The sequence below is a fragment of the Streptomyces sp. 3214.6 genome, from assembly GCF_900129855.1.
Taxonomy (GTDB): Bacteria; Actinomycetota; Actinomycetes; order Streptomycetales; family Streptomycetaceae; genus Streptomyces; species Streptomyces soliscabiei.
Window position 1 is genome coordinate 6,637,303 of sequence record NZ_LT670819.1, and the last position, 24,168, is coordinate 6,661,470.

General features: G+C 70.6%; 23 protein-coding genes. 13 read left to right on the top strand and 10 right to left on the bottom strand.

Going from position 1 to position 24,168, the window contains the following annotated elements; genetic code table 11:
* Positions 1 to 150: 150 nt before the first annotated feature.
* The 5 genes from leuA to B5557_RS30005 all read left to right on the top strand — a co-directional run bounded on the left by leuA (position 151) and on the right by B5557_RS30005 (position 6,954).
* Positions 151 to 1,872, top strand: coding sequence for a 2-isopropylmalate synthase (gene leuA / locus B5557_RS29985; RefSeq protein ID WP_079662378.1), 1,722 nt, complete (start codon positions 151 to 153; stop codon positions 1,870 to 1,872).
* Between the two features lie 183 nt (positions 1,873 to 2,055).
* A complete protein-coding gene (locus B5557_RS29990; RefSeq protein WP_079662379.1) occupies positions 2,056 to 2,751 on the top strand; it encodes a TerB family tellurite resistance protein in 696 nt (231 codons plus the stop codon).
* Between the two features lie 164 nt (positions 2,752 to 2,915).
* Complete coding sequence (locus tag B5557_RS29995; RefSeq protein WP_079662380.1) at positions 2,916 to 4,973, top strand: MMPL family transporter; 2,058 nt, start codon at positions 2,916 to 2,918, stop codon at positions 4,971 to 4,973.
* A gap of 47 nt (positions 4,974 to 5,020) precedes the next feature.
* Positions 5,021 to 6,286 (top strand): sensor histidine kinase, encoded by a 1,266-nt coding sequence (locus B5557_RS30000; protein ID WP_099937357.1) that lies wholly within the window; start codon positions 5,021 to 5,023, stop codon positions 6,284 to 6,286.
* Positions 6,283 to 6,954 (top strand): response regulator, encoded by a 672-nt coding sequence (locus B5557_RS30005; protein ID WP_079662382.1) that lies wholly within the window; start codon positions 6,283 to 6,285, stop codon positions 6,952 to 6,954. The genes B5557_RS30000 and B5557_RS30005 overlap by 4 nt, the downstream gene beginning before the upstream one ends.
* Positions 6,955 to 6,978: 24 nt before the next feature.
* Here the strand turns inward: B5557_RS30005 and B5557_RS30010 are convergent, their stop codons facing one another.
* Both B5557_RS30010 and B5557_RS30015 read right to left on the bottom strand, forming a co-directional pair.
* The gene (locus B5557_RS30010; RefSeq protein ID WP_331716802.1) at positions 6,979 to 7,929 is read right to left on the bottom strand and encodes a hypothetical protein; all 951 of its coding nucleotides are present in this window, start codon (positions 7,927 to 7,929) and stop codon (positions 6,979 to 6,981) included.
* On the bottom strand, positions 7,922 to 8,476 hold the full coding sequence (locus B5557_RS30015; protein ID WP_079662383.1) for a SigE family RNA polymerase sigma factor: 555 nt from the start codon (positions 8,474 to 8,476) through the stop codon (positions 7,922 to 7,924). Before B5557_RS30015 ends, B5557_RS30010 begins: the two co-directional genes overlap by 8 nt.
* A gap of 158 nt (positions 8,477 to 8,634) precedes the next feature.
* Here B5557_RS30015 and B5557_RS30020 point away from each other — a divergent pair, with 158 nt between their 5' ends.
* Positions 8,635 to 9,600 (top strand): FAD-dependent oxidoreductase, encoded by a 966-nt coding sequence (locus B5557_RS30020; protein WP_079662384.1) that lies wholly within the window; start codon positions 8,635 to 8,637, stop codon positions 9,598 to 9,600.
* Here B5557_RS30020 and B5557_RS30025 read toward each other — a convergent pair.
* Positions 9,590 to 10,807: a GNAT family N-acetyltransferase gene (locus B5557_RS30025; protein WP_079665085.1), complete on the bottom strand. Its 1,218-nt coding sequence runs from the start codon at positions 10,805 to 10,807 to the stop codon at positions 9,590 to 9,592. The genes B5557_RS30020 and B5557_RS30025 overlap by 11 nt on opposite strands.
* Before the next feature lie 357 nt (positions 10,808 to 11,164).
* On the opposite strand from B5557_RS30025, the gene recO reads away from it, so the two are divergent.
* Together recO and B5557_RS30035 are read left to right on the top strand one after the other, a co-directional pair.
* Positions 11,165 to 11,914 (top strand): DNA repair protein RecO, encoded by a 750-nt coding sequence (gene recO, locus B5557_RS30030; protein WP_079662385.1) that lies wholly within the window; start codon positions 11,165 to 11,167, stop codon positions 11,912 to 11,914.
* Positions 11,915 to 11,982: 68 nt separating this feature from the next.
* Complete coding sequence (locus tag B5557_RS30035) at positions 11,983 to 12,834, top strand: isoprenyl transferase (RefSeq protein WP_079662386.1); 852 nt, start codon at positions 11,983 to 11,985, stop codon at positions 12,832 to 12,834.
* A 73-nt stretch (positions 12,835 to 12,907) separates the two neighbouring features.
* Here B5557_RS30035 and B5557_RS30040 read toward each other — a convergent pair whose 3' ends face one another.
* Genes B5557_RS30040 through B5557_RS30055 form a run of 4 tightly spaced genes read right to left on the bottom strand, consistent with a single transcriptional unit; the run spans position 12,908 to position 16,036 of the window.
* A complete protein-coding gene (locus B5557_RS30040) occupies positions 12,908 to 13,327 on the bottom strand; it encodes a Fur family transcriptional regulator (RefSeq protein WP_079662387.1) in 420 nt (139 codons plus the stop codon).
* Positions 13,328 to 13,386: 59 nt separating this feature from the next.
* Complete coding sequence (locus tag B5557_RS30045; RefSeq protein ID WP_079662388.1) at positions 13,387 to 14,289, bottom strand: metal ABC transporter permease; 903 nt, start codon at positions 14,287 to 14,289, stop codon at positions 13,387 to 13,389.
* Positions 14,289 to 15,056, bottom strand: coding sequence for a metal ABC transporter ATP-binding protein (locus B5557_RS30050; protein WP_079665086.1), 768 nt, complete (start codon positions 15,054 to 15,056; stop codon positions 14,289 to 14,291). Before B5557_RS30050 ends, B5557_RS30045 begins: the two co-directional genes overlap by 1 nt.
* Positions 15,057 to 15,076: 20 nt before the next feature.
* Positions 15,077 to 16,036 carry a metal ABC transporter substrate-binding protein gene (locus B5557_RS30055; RefSeq protein ID WP_079662389.1) on the bottom strand — a complete coding sequence of 320 codons (960 nt, stop codon included), beginning with the start codon at positions 16,034 to 16,036 and terminating at the stop codon, positions 15,077 to 15,079.
* A 206-nt stretch (positions 16,037 to 16,242) separates the two neighbouring features.
* Between B5557_RS30055 and B5557_RS30060 the strand changes: the two genes are divergently transcribed.
* Positions 16,243 to 17,625, top strand: a complete 1,383-nt coding sequence (locus tag B5557_RS30060; RefSeq protein ID WP_079662390.1) for a glycine--tRNA ligase — start codon at positions 16,243 to 16,245, stop codon at positions 17,623 to 17,625.
* Here the strand turns inward: B5557_RS30060 and B5557_RS30065 are convergent.
* The gene (locus tag B5557_RS30065; RefSeq protein WP_079662391.1) at positions 17,595 to 19,547 is read right to left on the bottom strand and encodes a serine/threonine-protein kinase; all 1,953 of its coding nucleotides are present in this window, start codon (positions 19,545 to 19,547) and stop codon (positions 17,595 to 17,597) included. The two genes, B5557_RS30060 and B5557_RS30065, sit on opposite strands and share 31 nt — an antisense overlap.
* Before the next feature lie 120 nt (positions 19,548 to 19,667).
* Positions 19,668 to 20,051, bottom strand: a complete 384-nt coding sequence (locus B5557_RS30070) for a hypothetical protein (RefSeq protein ID WP_079662392.1) — start codon at positions 20,049 to 20,051, stop codon at positions 19,668 to 19,670.
* A 166-nt stretch (positions 20,052 to 20,217) separates the two neighbouring features.
* Here B5557_RS30070 and B5557_RS30075 point away from each other — a divergent pair, with 166 nt between their 5' ends.
* Together B5557_RS30075 and B5557_RS30080 are read left to right on the top strand one after the other, a co-directional pair.
* Positions 20,218 to 21,060, top strand: a complete 843-nt coding sequence (locus tag B5557_RS30075) for a helix-turn-helix domain-containing protein (RefSeq protein ID WP_079662393.1) — start codon at positions 20,218 to 20,220, stop codon at positions 21,058 to 21,060.
* Positions 21,042 to 21,242 carry a DUF397 domain-containing protein gene (locus tag B5557_RS30080; protein WP_079662394.1) on the top strand — a complete coding sequence of 67 codons (201 nt, stop codon included), beginning with the start codon at positions 21,042 to 21,044 and terminating at the stop codon, positions 21,240 to 21,242. The genes B5557_RS30075 and B5557_RS30080 overlap by 19 nt, the downstream gene beginning before the upstream one ends.
* Here B5557_RS30080 and B5557_RS30085 read toward each other — a convergent pair.
* Positions 21,221 to 22,333, bottom strand: a complete 1,113-nt coding sequence (locus B5557_RS30085) for an endonuclease/exonuclease/phosphatase family protein (RefSeq protein ID WP_079662395.1) — start codon at positions 22,331 to 22,333, stop codon at positions 21,221 to 21,223. The two genes, B5557_RS30080 and B5557_RS30085, sit on opposite strands and share 22 nt — an antisense overlap.
* A gap of 162 nt (positions 22,334 to 22,495) precedes the next feature.
* On the opposite strand from B5557_RS30085, the gene B5557_RS30090 reads away from it, so the two are divergent.
* Both B5557_RS30090 and B5557_RS30095 read left to right on the top strand, forming a co-directional pair.
* On the top strand, positions 22,496 to 23,506 hold the full coding sequence (locus tag B5557_RS30090; protein ID WP_079662396.1) for an aldo/keto reductase: 1,011 nt from the start codon (positions 22,496 to 22,498) through the stop codon (positions 23,504 to 23,506).
* A gap of 23 nt (positions 23,507 to 23,529) precedes the next feature.
* The gene (locus tag B5557_RS30095) at positions 23,530 to 24,123 is read left to right on the top strand and encodes a TetR family transcriptional regulator (protein WP_079662397.1); all 594 of its coding nucleotides are present in this window, start codon (positions 23,530 to 23,532) and stop codon (positions 24,121 to 24,123) included.
* Positions 24,124 to 24,168 lie beyond the last annotated feature (45 nt).

A 24,168-nucleotide genomic window follows, 5' to 3' on the forward strand; every position in this document is an offset into this window, starting at 1 on the left:
GGAGCACTATGCGTTTCGGGCTGCTTCTCCTTAGCTGCCGCGGCGAGGGCCTGTAGTCGAGGCCGACCCCCTCCCCGCGGTGCTTGGTGTTGCGCGTCGGCCGTCCTTCCGTCCGGACATTATCCGGTCACCCCGAGGAGCCAACGCCCCATGGCGAACCGCCAGCAGCCCAGCCAGATGCCGGTCCACAAGTACGGACAGTACGAGCAGGTCGACATCGCCGACCGCACCTGGCCGAACAACCGGATCACCACCGCCCCCCGCTGGCTCTCCACCGACCTGCGTGACGGCAACCAGGCCCTGATCGACCCCATGTCGCCCGAGCGCAAGCGCCGGATGTTCGACCAGCTGGTCAAGATGGGCTACAAGGAGATCGAGGTCGGCTTCCCGGCCTCCGGCCAGACCGACTTCGACTTCGTGCGCTCGATCATCGAGGAAGAGGGCGCCATCCCGGACGACGTCACGATCTCCGTGCTGACCCAGGCCCGCGAGGACCTGATCGAGCGGACCGTGGAGTCCCTGAAGGGCGCCAAGCGCGCCACCGTCCACCTGTACAACGCCACGGCCCCCGTCTTCCGCCGGGTCGTCTTCCGCGGCTCCAGGGACGACATCAAGCAGATCGCCGTCGACGGCACTCGCCTGGTGATGGAGTACGCGCAGAAGCTGCTGGGCCCGGAGACCGAGTTCGGCTACCAGTACAGCCCCGAGATCTTCACCGACACCGAGCTGGACTTCGCCCTCGAGGTCTGCGAGGCGGTGATGGACGTCTACCAGCCCGGTCCGGGCCGCGAGATCATCCTGAACCTGCCGGCCACGGTGGAGCGTTCGACGCCGTCGACGCACGCCGACCGCTTCGAGTGGATGGGCCGCAACCTCTCCCGCCGCGAGCACGTCGTGCTGTCCGTCCACCCCCACAACGACCGCGGTACGGCCGTGGCGGCGGCCGAGCTGGCGCTGATGGCCGGTGCCGACCGCATCGAGGGCTGTCTGTTCGGGCAGGGCGAGCGCACCGGCAACGTCGACCTGGTCACCCTGGGCATGAACCTGTTCTCGCAGGGCGTCGACCCGCAGATCGACTTCTCCGACATCGACGAGATCCGTCGTACGTGGGAGTACTGCAACCAGATGGAGGTCCACCCGCGCCACCCGTACGTGGGCGACCTGGTCTACACGTCCTTCTCCGGCTCCCACCAGGACGCCATCAAGAAGGGCTTCGACGCCATGGAGGCCGACGCGGCCGCGAAGGGCGTCACCGTCGACGACATCGAGTGGGCCGTCCCGTACCTGCCGATCGACCCGAAGGACGTCGGCCGCTCCTACGAGGCCGTCATCCGCGTCAACTCGCAGTCCGGCAAGGGCGGTATCGCGTACGTCCTGAAGAACGACCACAAGCTGGACCTGCCGCGCCGGATGCAGATCGAGTTCTCCAAGCTGATCCAGGCCAAGACCGACGCCGAGGGCGGCGAGCTCACCGGCTCCGACATCTGGGCCGTCTTCCGCGACGAGTACCTGCCCAACCCCGACAACGCGTGGGGGCGGATGCAGCTCAGGGCGGGGCAGTCGACGACCGACAAGGACGGCGTGGACACGCTGACCGTCGAGGCCGAGGTCGACGGCGTGGAGACGACGCTGGTCGGCACCGGCAACGGTCCGATCTCGGCCTTCTTCCACGCGCTCCAGGGCATTGGCATCGACGTACGTCTGCTGGACTACCAGGAGCACACGATGAGCGAGGGCGCGTCCGCGCAGGCCGCCTCGTACATCGAATGCGCGATCGACGACAAGGTCCTGTGGGGCATCGGCATCGACGCGAACACGACGCGTGCCTCACTGAAGGCAGTCGTCTCGGCCGTCAACCGCGCGACCCGCTGACGAGCCTGACCGGCGGTTTAGGGGCTCTGATCGTCGTATACGGCGATCAGAGCCCCGTCGATTTCGGCCAGCGGGGCGTGGAGGTCACGGAAAGGTCTCGTCCTGGGTGCTGACTACTCCTGCTCGATGTGGCTAACATCACGCAGACGCGGCGATGTTGCCGCGCCGTTAAGGAGGTGCGACGTGCTGCCAGGACGGGGACGAGACGGCCGTGTCACCAGGCTTGCCCGCATCCTGGGCACCCGCACCGCGTGGACGACCGTGGGCGACGGAGAGTTCTTCTGTCCGGGCTGCGGCGGCGACCGCAACTACCAGCGGCTGACCGGCCGGCGCCGCTTCACCGTCCTCGGCATGCCCGTCGCGCCGCGCGGCGCGACCGGGCCGGTCGTCGAGTGCGCCGCCTGCCGACGCCACTTCGGCACCGACGTCCTCGACCACCCCACCACCATCCGCTTCTCCGCGATGCTCCGCGACGCCGTCCACACCGTCGCTCTCGCGGTCCTGTCCGCGGGCGGCGTCTGCGCCCCGACGTCCCTGCAGACGGCGGCGGGCGCGGTGCGCGCGGCCGGCTTCGCCGACTGCACCGAGGAACAGCTCGCCGCCCTCGTCGACGCCCTCGCCGCCGACACCGGCCACAGCTACGGCGAACCGTACGGCGCGGGCCTCGCCATAGAGCTCCACGAGGCCCTCGACCCTCTCGCCCCGCACCTCGCGCCGGCCGGCCGTGAATCGATCCTGCTGCAGGGCGCCCGCATCGCCCTCGCGGACGGTCCGTACACCCCCGCCGAGCGCGAGGTCCTCGCGACGGTGGGCGCGGCCCTGATGATCTGCGCGGACGATGTGACCCGGCTGCTGGTGGCGGCCCGCACCCCGTCCTGACGTCGAGCTGACACGCCCCTGATACTCCCCAGGGAGTAACGCGGCCGCCCGGCCGCCCCCGGCAGTACCCCCGAACTCGCCCTCGCGTGCGACGAACCGCCCCTTGCGTGCCGGAAGTCTGGAGAGCGCAACCGGACGACCGTGCCGAAGGGAGGGCCCGTCTCATGGGGGCCGGGAAAAGGAAGAGCATCCCCTGGGTGATGCTCGCGCTGTGGGTGGGCGTGCTGGCGCTCGCCTCACCGTTCGCCGCCAAGCTCGCCGACGTGCAGCACGACAGGATCACCGACTACCTGCCGGCGAGCGCCGACTCGACCAGGGTCGCCAAGCTGCAGGATCAGCTGCCCGGCGGCGAGAGCACCGAACTCGTGCTGGTCTACCATCGGATCGGCGGGCTCACCGCCGCCGACCGGGCGACGGCCGGGGAGCAGGTCGCGCGGATCGCAGGGGACCACACGCTGACCGGTACGCCACAGGGCGTCCCGTCCGCCGACGGTGCCACGCTCATGTACCCGGTCGTCACCAACGAGCCCGGCGTCGACGAGGACAAGCGGGACGCGTTCGTCGACGACATACGTCAAGTCGCGCACAGCGAAGACGGGTTGACGGTCGAGGTCGGCGGGACGGGGGCGCTGTCCACCGACGCGAGCAAGGTGTACCAGTCGCTCGGTGGGCCGCTGCTCTACACCACCGTCGCCGTCGTCGCCGTCCTGCTGATCCTCATCTACCGCAGCCCGGTGCTGTGGCTGGTGCCGCTCGTCGTGGCCGGGATCGCGGACTACCTGTCCATGGGCGTCGCCTACGGCCTCCACCAGGCCTTCGGCACCTCGGTGTCCGGACAGAGCTCGGGCATCATGACCATCCTCGTCTTCGGCGCGGGCACGGACTACGCCCTGCTGCTCGTCTCCCGCTACCGGGAGGAACTGCGGCGCGTGGAGCGTCCGTACGACGCGATGCTGGCCGCGCTGCGCGGCTGCGGGCCCGCCGTGCTGGCCTCCTCCGGGACCGTCGCCGCCGGACTGTTGTGCCTGCTCGCCGCCGACCTCAACTCCAGCCGGGGGATGGGACCGCTCGGCACCGCCGGGGTGCTGTGCGCGCTCGTCGCGATGCTGACGCTGCTGCCCGCGCTCCTCGTCGTGCTGGGCCGCCGGGTGTTCTGGCCGCTGGTGCCCGCCTTCGGCAGCACGCCCAGGGCACGCCGGTCGCTGTTCGCCGCGATGGGCACCTCGGCAGAACGGCGCCCCCGGACCGTCCTGGCGGCCGGCGCCGTCCTGCTCGGCGCGCTGGCGCTCGGCGTGCTGAACCTGCCCGGCGCGGTCAGGCAGCAGGACGCCTTCGTCGACCGGCCGGAGTCGGTCGCCGCCATGGAGACCCTCGCCGGGGCCTTCCCCGAGCGGTCCGCCCAGCCCATCGAGGTCATGACCCCGACCGGGCGGGCCGACGCCACGCTCGCCGCGATCCGCGGCACGGACGGCGTCGCCGACGCCCGCGCCGACCGTACGGGGGGAGGCTGGACGGAGATCGCGGTGACCGCCTCCGCGCCGCCGCAGTCGGCGGCCGAGACGGCGACCATCGAGGCCCTCAGGGACCGGCTGACGGGCTCCTACGTCGGCGGGCCCAGCGCCCAGCAGATCGACCTGGTGGACACCAACGCCCGCGACCGGCTGATCGTCGTGCCGATCGTCCTCGTCGCCGTCCTGCTGATCCTCATCGTGCTGCTGCGGTCGCTCGTCGCGCCGCTGATGCTGGTCGCCGCCGTGGTCGCGGTGTGGGGCGCGGCGCTCGGCATCGGCGGACTGGTGTTCGGGCCGGTGTTCGGCTTCGAGGGCACGGATCCGGGGCTGGGACTGCTGTCCTTCGTCTTCCTGGTCGCCCTCGGCGTCGACTACGGCATCTTCCTGATGCACCGGATGCGGGAGGAGTCGGTGCGCGGCGCCGAACCCGGCACCGCCGCGCTGACCGCGCTGCGCACGACGGGCGGGGTCATCGCCTCCGCGGGCCTCGTCCTCGCCGCGACGTTCGCCGTGCTGACGAACATGGGGCTCGTCCAACTCGTCGAGCTGGGCTTCGTGATCGCGGTGGGCGTGCTCCTGGACACCTTCCTCGTGCGGACCTACCTGGTGACCAGCGCGAGCGTGGCGCTGGGGCGGCGGGTGTGGTGGCCGGGCCGCCTGTCGCGGGCGCCGAAACCCGAAGTCGCCGACCACGAGCGGCAGTTCGCGTGAGCACCCGGGCGCCCCTCCCTGTCGGAGGGGCGTCTGTGTGCCGCAGGATGAGGCCCGTGCAGGCAACCACGACACCCGGGCGTTCCCGACGAGCCGAACGCATCATGGCGGTGATCAACCGCGACCCCCGCTCGGCCCCGCACCGCACCCGCACCGACGCGCTGCTGGCCGCCGCGATCGCCGCCCTCGCCACGCTCCTCGGCCTCCTCGGCAGCGACGGGTCGCGCCCCGACGTGCTCGGCTGGACGCTGCTGCTCGCCGCGCACGTGCCCCTGGTGTGGCGGCGCAGCCGTCCGATGCCGGTCCTGTTCGCCTTGGTGGCCTGCATCGTCCCGTACCACGCCCTCGACAACGACCACACGGCGCCCGTCGCCGCGACCATGGTGGCGCTCTACACCATCGCGTGCACCGGCACCGCCCGCCGCACGCTGCTCACCGGCGTCTCCGTCCTCGGCGTGACGCTGACCGTCAACGCGGTCACCAACCCCGACGGCGTGCAGGAGGTGCTGCGGATCTCCGGTTGGGTCATCGCCGTCCTCTTCTGCGGCATGAGCGCCCGCTACTACCGCCAGTACGTCGCCGCCATCGTCGAACGCGCCGAACGCGCCGAACGCACCCGTGACGAGGAGGCCCGCCGCCGCGTCGCCGAGGAACGCCTGCGCATCGCCCGTGACCTGCACGACCTGCTCGCGCACACCATCACCCTCATCGGCGTGCAGACCTCCGTCGCCGCCCACGTCCTGGCTGCCGATCCCGACCGCCTCGACCGCACGGCCGTCGCCAAGGCCCTCGACGACATCGCCGAGACCTGCCGCAGCGCCCGCGGCGAACTCCGTACGACGCTGGAGGTGCTGCGCGAGAACGGGGCCCCCGACGCCCGCGGCCCGCTGCCCGGCCTGCACGGACTGTCCGACCTCGCGGAAACGGCCCGGGTTGCCGGGGCGAGCGTCGACCTGTCGGTCGGGGCGGGGGAGGTGCCGCCCGCGGTGGGCGCGGCCGCCTACCGGATCGTCCAGGAAGCGCTGACGAACGCGGTCAGGCACGGCGGACGGGCCGATCTCGCGGTCGGGGTGCGGGTGTACGAGGAACAGGGCGCCCTGCGGGTGACGGTGACCGACGACGGTGGCGGTACCCCCGCTCCAGCGAATCCGGGAGCAGGGGACGACGCCGGGGCGGGCCCGCCAGGGTTCGGACTCGTCGGAATGCGGGAACGGGCGCGCAGCGTGGGCGGCACACTGGAGGCCGGACCGAGGAACGACGAGGGGGAGGGGTTCGAGGTGCGTGCCGTACTGCCGACGGAGGCCGGCCGATGAGCCCGATCCGGGTGCTGCTCGCGGACGACCAGACACTGGTTCGGGCCGCGTTCGCGATGCTCGTCGAGTCCGCGCCGGACATGGCGGTGGTCGGCCAGGCCGGCACCGGACGGGAGGCGGTGGCGGTGGCCCGCGGGGAGCGCCCCGACCTGGTCGTGATGGACATCCGCATGCCCGACCTCGACGGCATCGAGGCCACCCGGCTGATCGCCGCCGACGAGGAGCTCGCGGGGGTCCGCGTGCTGGTCCTGACGACGTACGACACCGACGAGAACATCGTCGAGGCGCTGCGCGCGGGCGCCTCCGGCTTCCTGGTGAAGGACACCCGGCCCGCCGACCTCCTGGACGCCATCCGCACGATCGCCGCGGGTGAGGCGCTGCTGTCGCCCGGCCCGACGGCCCGCCTGATCGCCCGGTTCCTGCGCAGCCCCGTCGGGCCGCCCACGGCAGGCGGCCCGGAGGAGCTCTCCGAACGGGAGCGCGAGGTACTCGCCCTGGTCGCGCGCGGCCTGACCAACACGGAGATCGCCGAGGCGCTGGGCCTCAGCCCGCTCACCGCGAAGACCCACGTCAGTCGCATCATCGGCAAGCTGGGCGCGCGTGACCGGGCACAACTGGTCATCGTTGCCTACGAGTCGGGCCTGGTGACACCGGGGCGGGCCTCGTGACACCGGGGCGGGCCTGAACGCCCCCTACGGCAGGGTCCGCTCGTACGACTTGTCGTGGTCGGAGTCGTAGACGAGCTTGCCGGCCGCGTCGTAGCCCTTGATGTGCGGGGCCACGGTGACCTGCTGGTTCAGGATGCCGGCGGCGACGAACCAGCCGTGGTCCAGGGCGGCGGTGACGGGGCCGCCGTCGCCGTAGGAGACGGTCACCTTGGCGACCGACGGCTCGACCGTGCCGATGAACCCCCAGCGGAACGGCAGCTTCCAGTTGCCCTTGTCGAGGAACGACTGCTGGTACAGCTTGCCGCCGTTGATGTCGGCCACGACCGGACCCGCGTCCGGGGGGCCGGCGTCGCCCGAACCGGAGTTGATGCCCACACCCTCGCCGCTCCTGACGTTGCAGATCACCCGGAAGCCGGCCGGCCGCGTCTTGGTCGCGACGACGTACATGCCGTCGCCGGGCGCGTTGGAGTCACCGGTGCTCTTGATCGCCAGGATGATCCGGTAGTCCGCGGCCTTGCCCAGACCCTCGCGGCCCAGCGCCGACGGCGTGTTCTTCTGGTCCCAGTCGATGCACTTCTGCAGCCCGTCCGCCGCCTGCGCGAACGTGATCCCGTCGAACAACTGCCGGTCGGTGGCCGGCCGCGCGGGCCCGGTGGGTGTGGCGGACGGGGTGACGGCCGGGCTGTGCGGGGCGCTGACCGACGGCCTCGGCGCCGCCGTGTCGGCGCCCCGCTGCCCGTTCCCCCCGGCCACGGCGTACGCCCCCACGGGCACTGCGGCCAGCGTCGCCAGCGCCGCGCCGGTCACCGCCGCGCGCCGCCGCCGCTCGGCCAGTCCCCGGCGCCGGATCGCCGGATACGGCGCCGGGGAGGGCCGAACGGCGTACGCGTCCTCAGCGAGCAGCTCACGCATCCGCTCCTCGAACCCGAAGTCTTCCTGGTTTTCTGTGTTTGCCGGGTTGTCTGCCTCACCCACGGCTGCCTCCCTGCCCCTGAGCCCGGCCCTGGCCACCGGACACCGCGCGGCCGACGGGAGCCAGCCCCGGATACGTACGCAACTTCGCCAGCCCCTTCGAGGCCTGGCTCTTGACCGTGCCGGGCGAGCAGCCGAGCACCTCGGCCACCTCCGCCTCGGACAGGTCCTCCCAGTACCGCAGCACCACCACCGCCCGTTGTTTCGCGGGCAGTTGGGCCAGCCCGGCCAGCAAGGAGCCACGCTCCTCGACCCGCCCCGCGCCCTCGTCCCGCCCCGCCCGCTCCGGCGGCGCCGCGGTCAGCGCCTCGGCGACCCGCCGCTTGCGGAACCGGTCACTGTTGCAACTGACCAGCATCCGCCGGACATACGCCTCCGGGTTGTCGGCACGCGAGATCCGCCGCCACGACCGGTACGCCTTGGCCAGCGCGGTCTGTGTCAGGTCCTCCGCGTGGTGGACGTCCCCCGTGAGCAGATACGCGGTCCGCACGAGCCGGGACCACCGCGCTCTGACGAACTCCTGAAACCGCTCCTCTAGTTCCGCCTGCATCAAGCACCCTCCTCGCCCTCCAGACCACCGGATGGGCGGAATCGGTTGCCTGGATCCGGCGAGGGGTTCGGCCGAAGGACCGACGATAGACTGAGGGCTCCTCAGAGGCGGACCGTACGGCCGCCGGCAGCCGCCGGAGGAGCCCTACCGAGGAGGCGATGGTGTCGGCGCCAGCGGTCGTGATCGGTGCCGGAGTGATCGGGCTTACCACAGCCGTCCGGCTCGCCGAGGCGGGCCGGGACGTGCGAGTGGACGCCGAACTGCTCCCCGGCGCCACGACCTCGGCGGCGGCGGGCGCCTCGTGGGATCCGTTCCTGGCCGAGCCCGCCGACCTGGTGGAACGCTGGAGCAGGGAAACCCTTCTGGCCCTGCTGGAACTCGGCGCCGACGACAGGACGGGAGTCCGCCTGGTCGAGGGCACACACGAGTCCCGCCTGCCACGGGACGAGCCGGCCTGGGCCTCATGGGTCGACGCCAGTCCGTGCGAGCAGGGCGACCTGCGCCCGGGCTACGTCGAAGGCTGGCGTTACCGTGCTCCCGTCGTCGACATGCCCACATATCTGGACCATCTCGTCGACCGGTTGGTGAAGGCCGGCGGTCGGCTTCGGCAGCGCCGTTACGCGTCGCTCGAAGAGGCGCTGCCGGAGGCGCCCGTCATCGTGAACTGCACGGGAACGGGTTCGCGGGCGCTGGTCGACGATCCGTCCGTGCAGGCCGTGCGCGGTCAACTCGTCGTGGTGGAGAACCCCGGCATCGGGACCTTCTTCTGCGACGACACCCCCGACGCCGAAGAGCTCACCTACATCTATCCGCACTCCGACGTGGTGATCCTGGGCGGCACCTCGGACTGGGACAGCTGGGATCTTCGCCCTGACGCCGCGGCCGCCCTGGACATCGTCCGACGATGCGTGGCCGTCGAGCCGGCCCTCGCCGACGCCTCGGTGATCGCCCACCGCGTGGGACTCAGGCCGGTCCGGCCCCGGGTCCGGCTGGAGACGGAGCACCGGGACGGGACGCTGCTCCTGCACAACTACGGTCATGGAGGCGCCGGACTGACCCTGTCCTGGGGGTGCGCCCGGGAGGCCGCCGACCTGCTGCGCGCTGCTGAGGAACTCACTCCCTGATCTGCCACTGTCTGCGACCGGCGGTCCCTGCCTCGGGGCCGCGCCGGAACAGGTACAGCCAGGTGCGAGCGGCCAGGGCGCAGGCCAGCGCGGCGGTCCACGGCCAGCTGGTGGTCTTCGTCGCGACGACCGCCGCACCCATGAGGGGCGAAGCCGCCGTGAACGCCATGAGGACGATCTCCACCGCGCTCCTGCGGAACCGGTGGGCGATGGAGAACTCCGACTGCTCGTACCAGGCGATGCCCACGGTCAGGAGCACGGCCAGCACCATGGTCGTCTCCGGATCACCGCTCGCCTGTGCGTAGGTCACGGGGAGGGAGATGACGAAGGGCAGCACGCCACCGTATTCGGAGAGCACGTTGCCGTACTTCATGATCTTTCCGAAGGTGTTCGAGTGGATCCGGGCCAGTTCTCCCGAGGCACTGGCGTAGACGATCAGGGACAGCACCGTGCTGAACGTCGCGCCGATCAGGAGGAGACGAACGTCGTCCGGGAAGCGGGTCGATGTGAAGGCGAAGCCCAGGAGGAAGGTGATGGCCGCGAGCATCGCTCCGGAGAACGCGATGCCTGCCGCCGCCTCCCCGGACTGGAGGGTCGCGGGGTCGTCCCGCTCGAAGCGCGTGATCTCGAGTGCGGGTTCGCCGCCCAGCGACACCAACGAGGTCACGGCCTGATCCTGCGGTGCGAGGGACTCGATCAGCTGGGTCCGTGCGCTGAGGGGCACGAGATAGCGCGAGCCGGGGTCGATGTACTCGACGCGGCTCTTGTGCTGGAAGTGGAGGCAGATGCCGTCGACGTCCCGGCTGGTGCGCATGACCCGGGTGCCGATGAACCCGCTCTTCAGCAGCAGCCCCGACACCGGGACGGCGGTGGCCTCGACCACCGCCGAGAACAACGGGGCCGGCCCGGGCTGCTCCGAGATCCGCTGCGACAGCTCGGCCAGCAGCCGGAGAGCGACTCCCCGCCTTCGCAGGCCGTCGCGAACGGCGATCACCGACAGGCATACGTGTCCGGAAGAGGGTCTTTCCGCTGCGGCGCATCCGACGACCTCGCCGTCGGACTCGGCGATCCGGACCAGGCCCGCGTCGATCGAGCCGGCAAGAAGGCCCGCCGACGGCACGGCAGCGCTCTCACCGGTCTCCGTCAGTAGTTCACTGAGCCGCGGTAAGTCGCTCGCGTCGGCGTCCCGAGTGGACCATGCGCTCATGCCCATTGCTCCCCCCAGCCGGATTCGATCGTACCGAAAGTCAACGCACCTTCGTAGAAGGGGAGTTGCGGGAATCGAAGGGTCGCCGGAAGGCCGCCGTCGTCCCCGAGACGTCTTCCGGGCCGGGCGTCCCGGCCGCGCCGCGCCGCCACCGCGTGCGCCGCTCACCACCGGGAATCGCGCCCCGGTGCCCGCCGCTCCACCCGAGGGATCGGGCGGCCGGGCACGCCGCCCCCCGCGCGTAGGCGAGAATGGCCGTATGAGCCTGTTCCGCGACGACGGCAGTGTGCCGGGCACCCGGGTGTCGGGTGTGGTGGGCCGGGGTGTGCTTCGGGGCGAGCGTTGCGGTGGTGTGCGATGAGTCTCTTTCGGGACGACGGCATCGTCCTGCGGACGCAGAAGCTCGGCGAGGCCGACCGGATCATCACGCTGCTCACCCGCGGGCACGGGCGGGTGCGGGCCGTGGCGCGGGGCGTGCGGCGGACGAAGTCCAAGTTCGGGGCCCGACTGGAGCCCTTCTCCCACGTCGACGTGCAGTTCTTCGCGCGGGGCAGCAGCGAGCTCGTCGGGCGCGGGCTGCCGCTGTGCACGCAGAGCGAGATCATCGCGCCGTACGGCGGCGGCATCGTGACCGACTACGGCCGCTACACCGCCGGCACGGCCATGCTGGAGACCGCCGAGCGGTTCACCGACCACGAGGGCGAGCCGGCCGTGCAGCAGTACCTGCTGCTGGTGGGCGCCCTGCGGACCCTGGCCCGGGGTGAACACGCGCCGCACCTCGTCCTCGACGCGTTCCTGCTGCGCTCGCTGGCCGTCAACGGCTATGCGCCCAGCTTCGGCGACTGCGCCAAGTGCGGAATGCCCGGCCCCAACCGGTTCTTCTCCGTCGCCGCCGGCGGTTCGGTCTGCGCCGACTGCCGGGTGGCCGGCAGCGTCGTGCCCTCGCCGCAGACCCTGGTGCTGCTGGGCGCGCTGCTCACGGGAGACTGGGAGACGGCGGACGCGTGCGAGCCGCGGTACGTCCGGGAGGGCAGCGGGCTGGTGTCCGCCTACCTGCACTGGCATCTGGAGCGCGGCCTGCGCTCCCTTCGGTACGTAGAGAAATAGCACGTAGAGAAACAGCACGCAGAGAAACAGCACGCAGAGAAACAGGCAGCAGAGGAGACGAGAGACACATGGTGGTACGCGGGTTCCTGGGCCGGCAGCGTCGGGAGTACAGGACGCCGGAGCCGCACCCGTCCGGCGCGCGGCCGCCGAAGCTCCCCGGTGAGCTGGTGCCCGAGCATGTGGCGATCGTCATGGACGGCAACGGCCGCTGGGCCAAGCAGCGCGGCCTGCCGCGCACCGAGGGCCACAAGGTCGGCGCCGAGCAGGTCCTCGACGTGCTGCAGGGCGGGGTCGAGATGGGCGTGCGGAACATCTCGCTGTACGCGTTCTCCACCGAGAACTGGAAGCGCTCGCCCGACGAGGTGCGCTTCCTGATGAACTTCAACCGCGACTTCATCCGCAAGAGCCGTGACCAGCTCGACGAGCTCGGCGTCCGCGTCCGCTGGGTGGGCCGGATGCCCAAGCTGTGGAAGTCGGTCGCCAAGGAGCTCCAGATCGCCCAGGAGCAGACCAAGGACAACGACCGGCTCACGCTCTACTTCTGCATGAACTACGGCGGCCGCGCGGAGATCGCCGACGCCGCGCAGGCGCTCGCCGAGGACGTCAAGGCGGGCAGGCTGGACCCGTCCAAGATCACCGAGAAGACCCTGGCGAAGTACCTGTACTACCCGGACATGCCGGACGTCGACCTGTTCCTGCGGCCGAGCGGCGAGCAGCGCACCTCCAACTACCTGCTCTGGCAGAGCGCGTACGCGGAGATGGTCTTCCAGGACGTGCTGTGGCCGGACTTCGACCGCCGCGACCTGTGGCGGGCGTGCGTGGAGTTCGCCTCCCGCGACCGACGCTTCGGCGGCGCCGTCCCGAACGAGGAACTCCTGGCCATGGAGCGGGACATCGCGGGGAACCCGACCACCTCGTAGTCACCGGAGGCCCGGGGGCGGCAGCCCCCGGGGACCGTCACCCCGGGCTCACCGCACACCGCCCGCGCACCGCTCAGCCGCTGGAGGCCCCCGCGCAGTCGGAACACGTGCCGAAGATCTCCACCGTGTGGGCCACGTTGACGTAGCCGTGTTCCGCGGCGATCGCCTCGGCCCACTTCTCCACCGCCGGGCCCTCCACCTCCACGGCCTTGCCGCAGACGCGGCAGACCAGGTGGTGGTGGTGCTCGCCGGTGGAGCAGCGGCGGTACACGGACTCGCCGTCGGAGGTGCGCAGGACGTCGACCTCGCCCGCGTCGGCGAGGGACTGCAGGGTGCGGTAGACCGTGGTCAGGCCGACCGAGTCGCCCTTGTGCTTGAGCATGTCGTGCAGGTCCTGGGCGCTGCGGAACTCGTCGACCTCGTCGAGCGCCGCTGCCACGGCGGCACGCTGCCGGGTGGAACGGCCCTTCACGGGCGGTCCAGCGGTCGTCACCGTTGCCTCCTCACATCTGCGGCTTGCCGGGCCATTGTGCCAGTCCGGCGTGTGCGCGGTCAGACGCCGATCCCGTCCCCGGCCTTCCTGGTGGCCGGAATCGCGCACTCGGCGGGGTCCCCGGCGGGCTGCACCGCCGCCAGTGCGCGGGCGCGGCGGCGGGCCAGCGGAGCGGCCAGCACGCTGAGCGCGACGAACGCGGCGATGGTGAGCAGCACGATCGTCGCGCCGGGCGGGACGTCCTGGTAGTACGAGGTCACCGTGCCGCTGATGGTCACCGTCACGCCGATGGCGACGGCGATCGCGAAGGTGGCGGCGAAGCTGCGGCTGAGCTGCTGGGCGGCGGCCACCGGGACGACCATCAGGGCCGACACCAGCAGTAGGCCCACCACCCGCATCGCGACCGTCACCGTCACCGCCGCCGTGATCGCCGTCAGCAGGTTCAGCGCGCGCACGGGCAGGCCCGTCACCCGGGCGAACTCCTCGTCCTGGCTGACGGCGAACAGCTGGCGGCGCAGGCCGAGGGTGACCAGGACCACGAAGGCGGCGAGCAGGCAGATCGCGGTGACGTCCGATTCCGACACGGTCGAGAGCGAGCCGAAGAGGTACGACGTCAGGTTCGCGTTGGAGCCCGTCGGCGCGAGGTTGATGAACATCACGCCGCCGGCCATGCCGCCGTAGAAGAGCATGGCGAGGGCGATGTCGCCGCGGGTCCTGCCGTACCAGCGGATGAGTTCCATGACGACGGCGCCGAGGACGGAGACCGCCGTGGCCATCCACACCGGGGACCAGGACAGCAGGAAGCCGAGGCCGACGCCCGTCATCGCGACGTGGCCGATGCCGTCGCCCATGAGGGCCTGACGGCGCTGGACGAGGTAGATGCCGACGGCGGGGGCGGTGATGCCGACGAGGATCGCGGCGAGCAGCGCCCGCTGCATGAAGGCGTAGTTCAGGAAGTCCATCAGCTCAGCAGTCCCGTACGGATCGGTTCGGCGCCCGCGGGTGCGTGCGGGTGTACGTGGTCGTGGCCGGGCAGGGCGTGCTGGCCGACGGCCTGCGGGGGCGGCCCGTCGTGCAGGACGCAGCCGTCGCGGAGCACCACCGCCCGGTCGATCAGCGGCTCCAGGGGACCCAGTTCGTGCAGGACGAGCAGCACGGTCGTACCCGCCGCGACCTGCGACTTCAGTGTCTGCGCCAGGATCTCCTGGCTGGCCAGGTCGACGCCCGCCATCGGCTCGTCCATGATCAGCAGCTCGGGCTCGGAGGCGAGGGCGCGGGCGATGAGCACGCGCTGGTGCTGGCCGCCGGAGAGGGCGTCGACGCTGTCCTTGGCGCGGTCCGCCATGCCGACGAGCTTCAGGGCGTGCCGTACGGCCTCCCGGTCGGCCTTGCGGAAGACGCCGAAGCGGGTGCGGGAGAGGCGGCCCGAGGAGACGACCTCCGTCACCGTGGCCGGGACGCCGCCGGCGGCGGTCGTGCGCTGCGGGACGTAGCCGATCCGCGCCCAGTCCCGGAACCGGCGGCGCGGGGTGCCGAACAGCTCGATCTCGCCGTCGGCGATCGCCACCTGGCCGATCACGCTGCGCACCGCCGTCGACTTGCCGGAGCCGTTGGCGCCGAGCAGGGCGACGACCTCACCGCGCCGCACGGTGAGGTCGACGCCCCGCAGAACGGGGCGCGAGCCCAGGTCCGCGCGGACTTCGCGCATCGCGATGACGGGCTCGGCCATGTCGTCGTCCTCCGTACTGGTCATTTGCTTCCCAGGGCCGTCTGCAGCGCCTTGAGGTTGGCCTCCTGGACCGAGAAGTAGTCCGTGCCCCTGGACTTGCCCTTGACGATGCCCTCGATCGGGTCGAGGACGTCCGTCTTCAGCCCGGCGTCGGAGGCGATGGTCTTCGCGGTCTTGTCGCTGACGAGCGTCTCGTAGAACACGGTCGTGACGCCGTCGGCCTTGGCCATCTTCTCAAGCTCCTTCACGCGGGCGGCGCTGGGCTCCGAGTCGGGGTCGAGGCCGGTGATGGCCTCCTCGGTCAGGCCGTAGCGCTCGGCGAGGTAGCCGAAGGCGGCGTGGGTGGTGACGAAGACCTTGGTCCCGGTGTTCGCGAGCCCGGTCTTGAACTGCGTGTTCAGGGCGTCGAGCTTCTTCACGAGGGCCGCGGTGTTGGCCTTGTAGTCGGCGGCGTGGTCCGGGTCGGCCTTCTCGAAGGCCTTGCCGACGCCCTGGGCGACCTGGGAGTAGCGGACCGGGTCGAGCCAGATGTGGGGGTCGAGGCCGGCCAGTTCCTCGTTCTCGTGGTCGTCGTGCTCGGCCGCGTGGCCGCCGACCTCGTTGCCGTGCTTCTCCATCGTGGTGAGGGAGGCGGCGTCGATCTTGGTCTTGATCTCGGACTGGGACACCGCGGAGTCGACGGAGGGCTGGAGGTTCTTCAGGTAGAGCACCGCGTCGGACTCCTGGAGCGCGGCGGTCTGCTTGGCGCTGATCTCCAGGTCGTGCGGCTCCTGGCCGGGCTCGGTCAGGCTGGTGACGTGCACATGGGCCCCGCCTATCTGCTCGGCGAGGAAGGCCATCGGGTAGAACGACGCGACGACGTCGAACTTGTCCGTGTTGGCCGCGGCCGCGCTGTCGGAGGAGCAGGCGGACAGGGTGCCGAGGCCGAGGGCGGTGGCCGCGGCGACCGCGGTGCCGGATATGAGTCGTCGTGCGTTCATGACAGTCATTTTCAACAAATATGGAAACCGTTGTCAACAAGGATTCGGGTGAGGTCAGCGTAAGGGCCCGGTAAGCCCCGAAGGGCTGCGGTATGGCCCCCGCGAACGACCACCGATTTGGTCGAGGGGGAGGACCCGCCGGTACCCTGAAGTCTTCGCTGGAAGCATCTCGCTTCGTCGCCCGTCGTCGTTATGAAGAGAGCACCGTGGCCGCCGACAAGATCGACACCATCGTCAGCCTGAGCAAGCGCCGTGGCTTTGTATTCCCCTGCAGTGAGATCTACGGCGGACAGCGTGCCGCCTGGGACTACGGACCGCTGGGTGTCGAGCTCAAGGAGAACCTGAAGCGCCAGTGGTGGCGCTACATGGTCACGTCGCGCGAGGACGTGGTCGGTATCGACTCGTCCGTCATCCTGGCCCCCGAGGTCTGGGTGGCCTCCGGTCACGTCGCCACCTTCTCCGACCCGCTGACCGAGTGCACCTCCTGCCACAAGCGGTTCCGCGCGGACCACCTCGAAGAGGCCTACGAGGCCAAGCACGGCCGCCTGCCGGAGAACGGCATGGCCGACATCAACTGCCCCAACTGCGGCAACAAGGGCCAGTTCACCGAGCCCAAGCAGTTCTCCGGTCTGCTCTCCACCCACCTCGGCCCCACGCAGGACACCGGCTCCATCGCCTACCTGCGCCCCGAGACCGCCCAGGGCATCTTCACCAACTTCGCCCAGGTGCAGACCACTTCGCGCCGCAAGCCGCCGTTCGGCATCGCCCAGATGGGCAAGTCCTTCCGCAACGAGATCACGCCCGGCAACTTCATCTTCCGCACCCGCGAGTTCGAGCAGATGGAGATGGAGTTCTTCGTCAAGCCGGGCGAGGACGAGAAGTGGCAGGAGTACTGGATGGAGCAGCGCTGGAACTGGTACACCGGCCTGGGCCTGCGTGAAGAGAACATGCGGTGGTACGAGCACCCGAAGGAGAAGCTCTCCCACTACTCCAAGCGCACCGCCGACATCGAGTACCGCTTCCAGTTCGGCGGCAGCGAGTGGGGTGAGCTCGAGGGCGTCGCGAACCGCACCGACTACGACCTGAACGCTCACTCCAAGGCCTCCGGCCAGGACCTCTCCTTCTTCGACCAGGAGGCCGGCGAGCGCTGGACGCCGTACGTCATCGAGCCCGCGGCCGGCGTCGGCCGCTCGCTGCTGGCGTTCCTGCTCGACGCCTACGTCGAGGACGAGGCCCCCAACGCCAAGGGCAAGCTGGAGAAGCGGACGGTCCTGCGCCTGGACCACCGTCTGGCCCCGGTGAAGGTCGCGGTCCTGCCGCTGTCCCGTAACCCGGAGCTGTCCCCGAAGGCCAAGGGTCTGGCGGCCGCCCTCCGCCAGAACTGGAACATCGAGTTCGACGACGCCGGTGCCATCGGCCGCCGCTACCGCCGCCAGGACGAGATCGGCACGCCGTACTGCGTGACGGTCGACTTCGACACGCTGGACGACAACGCGGTCACCGTGCGCGAGCGGGACTCGATGAAGCAGGAGCGGGTGTCCCTCGACCAGATCGAGGGCTACCTCGCGGGGCGTCTGATCGGCGCGTAGCGCTCCGCTAGGGGGGCGAGGCCGAAGACGCCGGAGAAGCCGGAGAAGCTGACGGGGGATGTGAGGTCTCCCGTCAGCTTCTTGCCGTCGGGGCGGTACACGGTGCACATCACGTAGCGGAAGCCGTTGTTGTAGTCGGTCTCGGTTATCCAGGCGTCCAGGTCCTCGCCGGGGTTCTTCGCATAGGCCGAGGCGTACTTGTTCGAGCAGAGCTTCTGCAACTGGTCGTAGGCGGACTTGTAGGTCATGCCGTCGGGCGTCCGCACGAAGCCGATCACCTGCTCGTCGTGGGGGGCTGCGCAGCCGGCGAGGTACTGATGCGCGGTGTTGCCCGGGGCCGCCTTGTTGTTGATGCAGTCCCCGACCGAGCTGTTGGTCAGATAGGTCTCGGCGCCGGTGTGGCGGAAGGCGCCGGCCGGGCCGTACAGGGGGGCGGTCTTGTTGAAGACCAGGCAGGCCGTTCGGTGCACCCCGCTGTCCCAGCCCTGCTCGTTGGGCACGAGGGCGTAGGACTGGGCGTCGGCCATGGAGTGCACGAGGTCGGCGAGGAGCGTCTTGCAGTGGCTCGGGCCGTTCTGCTTCGCGTCGTCCGCGGATGTGGCCTCGTCCGTCTTGATCACCTGACCGTCCACTCTGTCGGGTGCCTTCACGCAGTCGACGACCGCGACGGAATTCGGCTCACCCCTGAGCGTCCCCTGGCCCCAGACCGCCGAGACGCAGTCGCCGGGCTTCAGCTGCTTCGTCAGGTCGACGTTCTCGCCGTACAACCGCACGGGCCCGGTCGGACTCGGGGTGTTCGTGCCACCGGCTCCGCCCCCGCTCGTCAGGGACGTACCCGCCCACACCCCGCCGCCGATGAGCAGCGCGGCGACGGCGAGGAGGGCGATGAGGCCGCCGCGGGATCTGCGGGGCTTGTGGAACCACGGCGGAGGCGGGGGCTCCGGTGGGGGACCGTCCGTGCGGTCGGGGCGGGGGACCACCACGGTCTCTTCCCGTGGCCCGGGTGGAGGGCGCGGGGGGACCGTCGGCGGGGGGACCGTCCTCTTCTCCGTCGGCTCCACCGCCTCTGCCAGTCTGCGATAGGCCTCCTCGCCGTCCATCCGTTGCTCCGGGCGCTTGGCCAGGAGGCCGGTCAATACGGGGACGAGCCCACCGGCGTGCTGCGGGGGCGCGGGGTCCTCGAAGAGGAGGGCGGTCAGGGTGGAGGCCTCCGAGTCGCGGTCGAACGGGCCGTTCCCGGTGACCGCGAAATAGAGCGTCGCGCCGAGCGAGAACAGGTCGGACGCGGCACTCGGCGGCGCGCCACGGGCCCGTTCCGGCGCGAGGAAGCCCGCGGTGCCGACGATTCCGGAGGCGGCGGTCAGCCGGGGCTCGCGGGAGTCGGGCTTGAGGGCGATGCCGTAGTCCGCCAGCAGGATCTGGCCGTGGCCCTGGTGACGCGGGGTGTCGTGGGCGGGCGGCGTCAGCAGGATGTTCGCCGGTTTGACGTCACGGTGGAGGATCCCGAGCCGGTGGCCCTCCAGCAGGGCGTCCAGCACGGCGAGGCCGACCCGGGCCGCCTCCGGGGCGTCCAGGGGGCCTCGCTCGCGGACGATCTCCTCCAGGGTCTTCGCGCCGGGCACGTACGCCATGACGATCCACGGCAGACCGTCTTCCTCGACGACGTCGTGCACGGTGGCGACGTGGGGATGGTCACGCAGCCGGGCGGCCATGCGCGCCTCGCTGCGGGCCCGGGCCACGCGGGCGGCGAGTTCCGGCTCCGGCAGGTCCTGCGCGAAGACGATCTCCTTGACAGCGACCTCGCAGGCCAGCTCCAGGTCGTAGGCGAGCCAGACCCGTCCCATGCCGCCGACGCCGATCCTGCTCATCAGCCGGTAGCGGCCGGCGATCACCCGTCCCGCACTGTCGTCAAAGCTCGACATGGCGAGCCTCCGTCGAGAAGTCCGGATGTGCGAACCCCTCCCTTTCGACCGTAGGCCCAGGTGGATGGGGCTGCAATCCGGGTGTGTGGGACGGCTGTTGGTTGCCTCGTCAACCGGATGTCAGTCCTGGTGCTCGCGCCGCTGGTGGCTGCGCAGCAGCACGTTGGCGTCGGTCTCCGCGCTGTAGTCGTGCGTGGCGCGGGCGTCGGCCCGTCGCGCCGCCAGGTCGACGCACTCGGCGCAGTCGGGCGTCGGCACGGGCGGGCGGGGGGCGCCGATGTCGACGAGGAACGGCGCGTCCGTACGCGCCCGTTGGTTCGCCGCACGCACGCCGGCGCTGAGTCGTTCCTGGGTGGTGGCCGGGCGCAGCGCGGTGGGGTCGGCCTGCCACTCCCGGCCGCCGCCGACCGGCCGCAGCATCGCGTAGGGGCCGGACCGGTCCTGATACTCGCCGACCTTGTCGGTGGCCGGGTCGTAGAGGAGAGTGCCGGGTTCGTGCTGCATGTCGTCCGCTCCTTTTACCCAACTTCCCTACGAAATGTGAGGGTTGGGATACTCTGGGTGGTGGGGGTTGTTGACACGATGGCCTTCGAGCGGGGTCGGCACGCCGTTGGCGGGCGGTTCTTCGTCGCCCCGCGGCGTAAATTCCACAAATTCCACGGAGGACGCGATGCCGCCGAGGCGAGTGATCACAGGCCGGAGTCAGGAGCCCAGGCAGCGGTTCGCGGAGGAATTGCGGTTACTCCGGGGCGGGAAGGGAGACAGCCTGCGGGAACTGGGCGAGAAGGTCGGCTGGGACTGGTCCCTGTTCGGAAAGCTGGAGACGGGTCACACACTGGGGAGTCCCGAGGTCGTCCAGGCGCTCGATCAGTACTACGGGACACCGGGGCTGCTGTTGGCTCTGTGGGAGCTGGCGATGGCGGACCCGACGCAGTTCAAGGAGCGGTATCGGCGGTACATGGTGCTGGAGGCGGAGGCGGTGAGTATGTGGCAGTACTCGCCGTGCGTTCTTCCCGGGTTGCTTCAAACTCCGGAGTACGCACGCGAGTTGCTCAGGGAGGGTGGGCTCAAGGGGGACGAGTTGGGGGCGCAGGTCGAGGCGCGCACGGGTCGGCGCGAGGTCCTGCTGCGGGAGAACCCGCTTCAGTTCCGCGCCATCCTCTCCGAGGCGGTGCTGCGTACCCCACTTGAGGATCCCGAGGAGTGGCGAACTCAACTGGAGCACTTGGGCATGATGGGGCACCGCCTCAACGTCGCCCTCCAGGTGCTGCCGCTGTCTGCCGGCCTTCACGGGCTGACGAACACCGACACCATTTTTCTGCGAGGCTCGGACGGCCAGACCGTGGCTTGGGTGGAAACCGGCTACTCGGGCGAACTGGTCCAGGAAACAACAGCAGTCGAACGCCTTCAGCTCCGATACGATCGAGTACGCGATGTGGCCCTATCCCCGGACGAATCGCGGCAGTTCATCGAACGGATGCTGGAGGAAGCGCCATGCGAGCCATTGACCTGAGCGACGTGACCTGGCGCAAGAGCAGCTATAGCAACCAGGACGGCGGCGCATGCCTCGAAGTCGCCGCCGACCTCCCCCTCGTCCCCGTCCGGGACAGCAAGGCCCCCGCCCGGGGTGTGCTCGTCTTCGGGGCGGAGGCCTGGGGGGCGTTCGTCGGGGCCTACAGGTCGACGTCCGCGTAGAGCGCCGCGTGGTCGGACGCCTCGTTGCCCTTCGAGGTCACCGTGTCGAAGGACTTGATGTCGTCCGCGAAGATTCCACGGGTCTCCAGGCCGACGTGCTGCACCTCCCGCCACAGCTCCGGCGCGAGCAGGAGATAGTCGATCTTGTTCCGCTCGCTCTTGCAGTCGCCGTGGGTGCCGGGCAGCCCGCGATAGGTGCGGTGGCTCATCACGTCGTGGATGCCGGTGTCCCGTAGCACCGTGACCGCGTCGCTGTCGGGGTCGTCGTTGAGGTCCCCGGCGACGATGACGTGCGGGGAGCGCTCCCGCGCCGCCGTGTAGATCTCCGCGACCCGCTTCGCCTGTGCCAGCCGCAGTTCGGGATCGTCCTGGAACTTGCTCTTCAGGTGATTGCCGAGGATCACCAGGGGCGTGCCGTTGAGCCGGATCTCGAACTCGGGGCAGTCGCGGCTGAAGAGCCGCTGGTCGGGGCGTTCCGGGTTGGTGTCGAAGATGTGGGAGCGGATGGACGTGATCGGGTGACGGCTGAGGATCCCGATGTCGATGCCCCGGCTGTCGTTGCCGTCGATCAGCAGGCTGTAGGGGTACGGCCGTCTGCCGAGCGCCCCCGCGAGGACCTGCGTGTTGAAGCGCTCCAGGGTGAGTCGGTCCTCGACCTCCACGGTGAGCAGGATGTCGGCGTCGACCTCTGAGACCACCCGGCCGGTGTTCCGCACCGCGTCCAGGTCGAAGTCGTCCTGCCCGAGTTCGGCCCAACCGGCCCACGCGGCACGGCCCTTGGCGGTCACCTCGACGGTGGTGTTCTTTCCCGACCCCGATGTCTTGAACAGCCCCGACTCCTTGCCCGGACGGGACTGGTTGACGTAGATCGGCGGCGGGTTCGTCGGGTCGATGTCGTACGCCCGGTGCTTCTTGATGAGCCCGGCGATCTTCGTCTTGTCGCCGTCCGAGTACACCGGCAGGTCGAGGAGGCCGACCAGCGTGGCGAAGTCGTCGAGGATCTCCTTGCGCTTCACAGGGTCCGGGATGCGGAACGCCGTGGGCCGGCGGAAGAGGTTCTCCATGTTGAACGTGGCGATGCGGATGCTCATGGCGGCCTCCATGGCGGCGCGGGGAGCTGCCGCTGGCCGGCGGCAGGCGCCGCCGAGGTGACTGCACGCCGACATCTCTCATTGTCCTCGGGACCTCCGGCCTGTCGACCGGACGACTGACAGATATTGAAATCTGTCAGCTGTCATGCCATGCTGTTGGGTATGACGATCCCCACACGCACCCTCGGCACCACCGGCCCCCAGGTCTCCGCCCTCGGCCTCGGCTGCATGGGCATGTCCGCGCTGTACGGCGACGCGGACCGGGCCGAGTCGATCGCGACGATCCACGCCGCTCTGGAGGCCGGCGTGACCCTGCTGGACACCGGCGACTTCTACGCCATGGGCCACAACGAGATGCTGATCGGCGAAGCCCTGCGCACCGCGCCCGCCGCCCGCCGCGAGCAGGCGCAGATCAGCGTGAAGTTCGGCGCGCTGCGCGACCCGGACGGCAGCTGGAGCGGCTACGACGGCCGTCCGGCAGCGGTGAAGAACTTCGCCGCCTACTCCCTCCAGCGCCTCGGCGTCGACCACCTCGACGTCTACCGCATCGCCCGGCTCGACCCGGCCGTACCGATCGAGGAGACGGTCGGCGCGATCGCCGAACTGGTCGAGAAGGGGTACGTCCGGCACATCGGCCTGAGCGAGGTCGGCGCGCAGACGATCCGCCGGGCCGCCGCCACCGCGCCGATCGCCGACCTCCAGATCGAGTACGCGCTGGTCACCCGCGGTATCGAGCGGGAGATCCTGCCCACCACCCGTGAGCTGGGCATCTCGATCACCGCGTACGGAGTCCTGTCGCGCGGGCTGATCTCCGGTCACTTCACCGCCGACCGGCAGCTCGCGGCGAACGACTTCCGCGCCCACTCGCCCCGCTTCCAGGGCGACAACCTCCGGCACAACCTGAGCCTGGTCGAGGCGCTGCGGAAGATCGCCGAGCAGAAGGGTGCCTCCGTCGCGCAGATCGCGATCGCCTGGGTGCTGGCGCAGGGCGAGGACATCGTGCCGCTGGTCGGCGCCCGCACCCGGGAGCGGCTCGCGGAGTCGCTGGGCGCGCTGGACGTCGTACTGGACGCCGACGACCTCGCCGCGATCGAGGCGGCCGTCCCCGCCGACGCCGCGGCCGGCGAGAGGTACGCGGCCGCCGCCATGGCGCACCTCGACAGCGAGCGCTGACTGCGTCCGGGTACGGTCTCAGCATGCCACCGACCACCGAGACCCTGACCGCCGAGCGCATCCTCGAAGCGACCGAGGAGGTGCTGCGCCGCCACGGCCCGGCCAAGGCCACCGTGGTCGACGTGGCCCGCGCGCTCGGCGTCAGTCATGGCAGCGTCTACCGCCACTTCCGCACCAAGGCGGCGCTGCGTGAGGCGGTCACGAAGCGGTGGCTGGACCACACGTCCGAGACTCTCTCCGGCATCACCGCCGACGAGACCCGCGACCCGGAGACCCGGCTGCGCGACTGGCTCGCGGCGTTGTACGAGGCCAAGCGTCGCAAGGCGGGCGGCGACCCCGAGCTGTTCGCCACATACATGGTGCTGACCGGCGAGAGCGGCTCGGTGGTGGGCGAACACCTCGACGACCTCACCGGCCAGCTGACCCGGATCATCAAGGCGGGCGTGGCGACGGGCGCGTTCACGGCTCCCGACCCGGCGACCACCGCCCGCGCCGTCTTCCAGGCCACCGCCCGCTTCCACGACCCCGTCTACTTCCAGGAGTGGGAACGGCCGGGGTCGCAGGACGACTTCCGGGCCCTGGTGGACCTCCTGCTGCAGGGGCTGCGGGTCCGATGAGTTTCGGCCGGGGCGCGAGTCTGTTGTGGTGTGCGTCGTAGGACG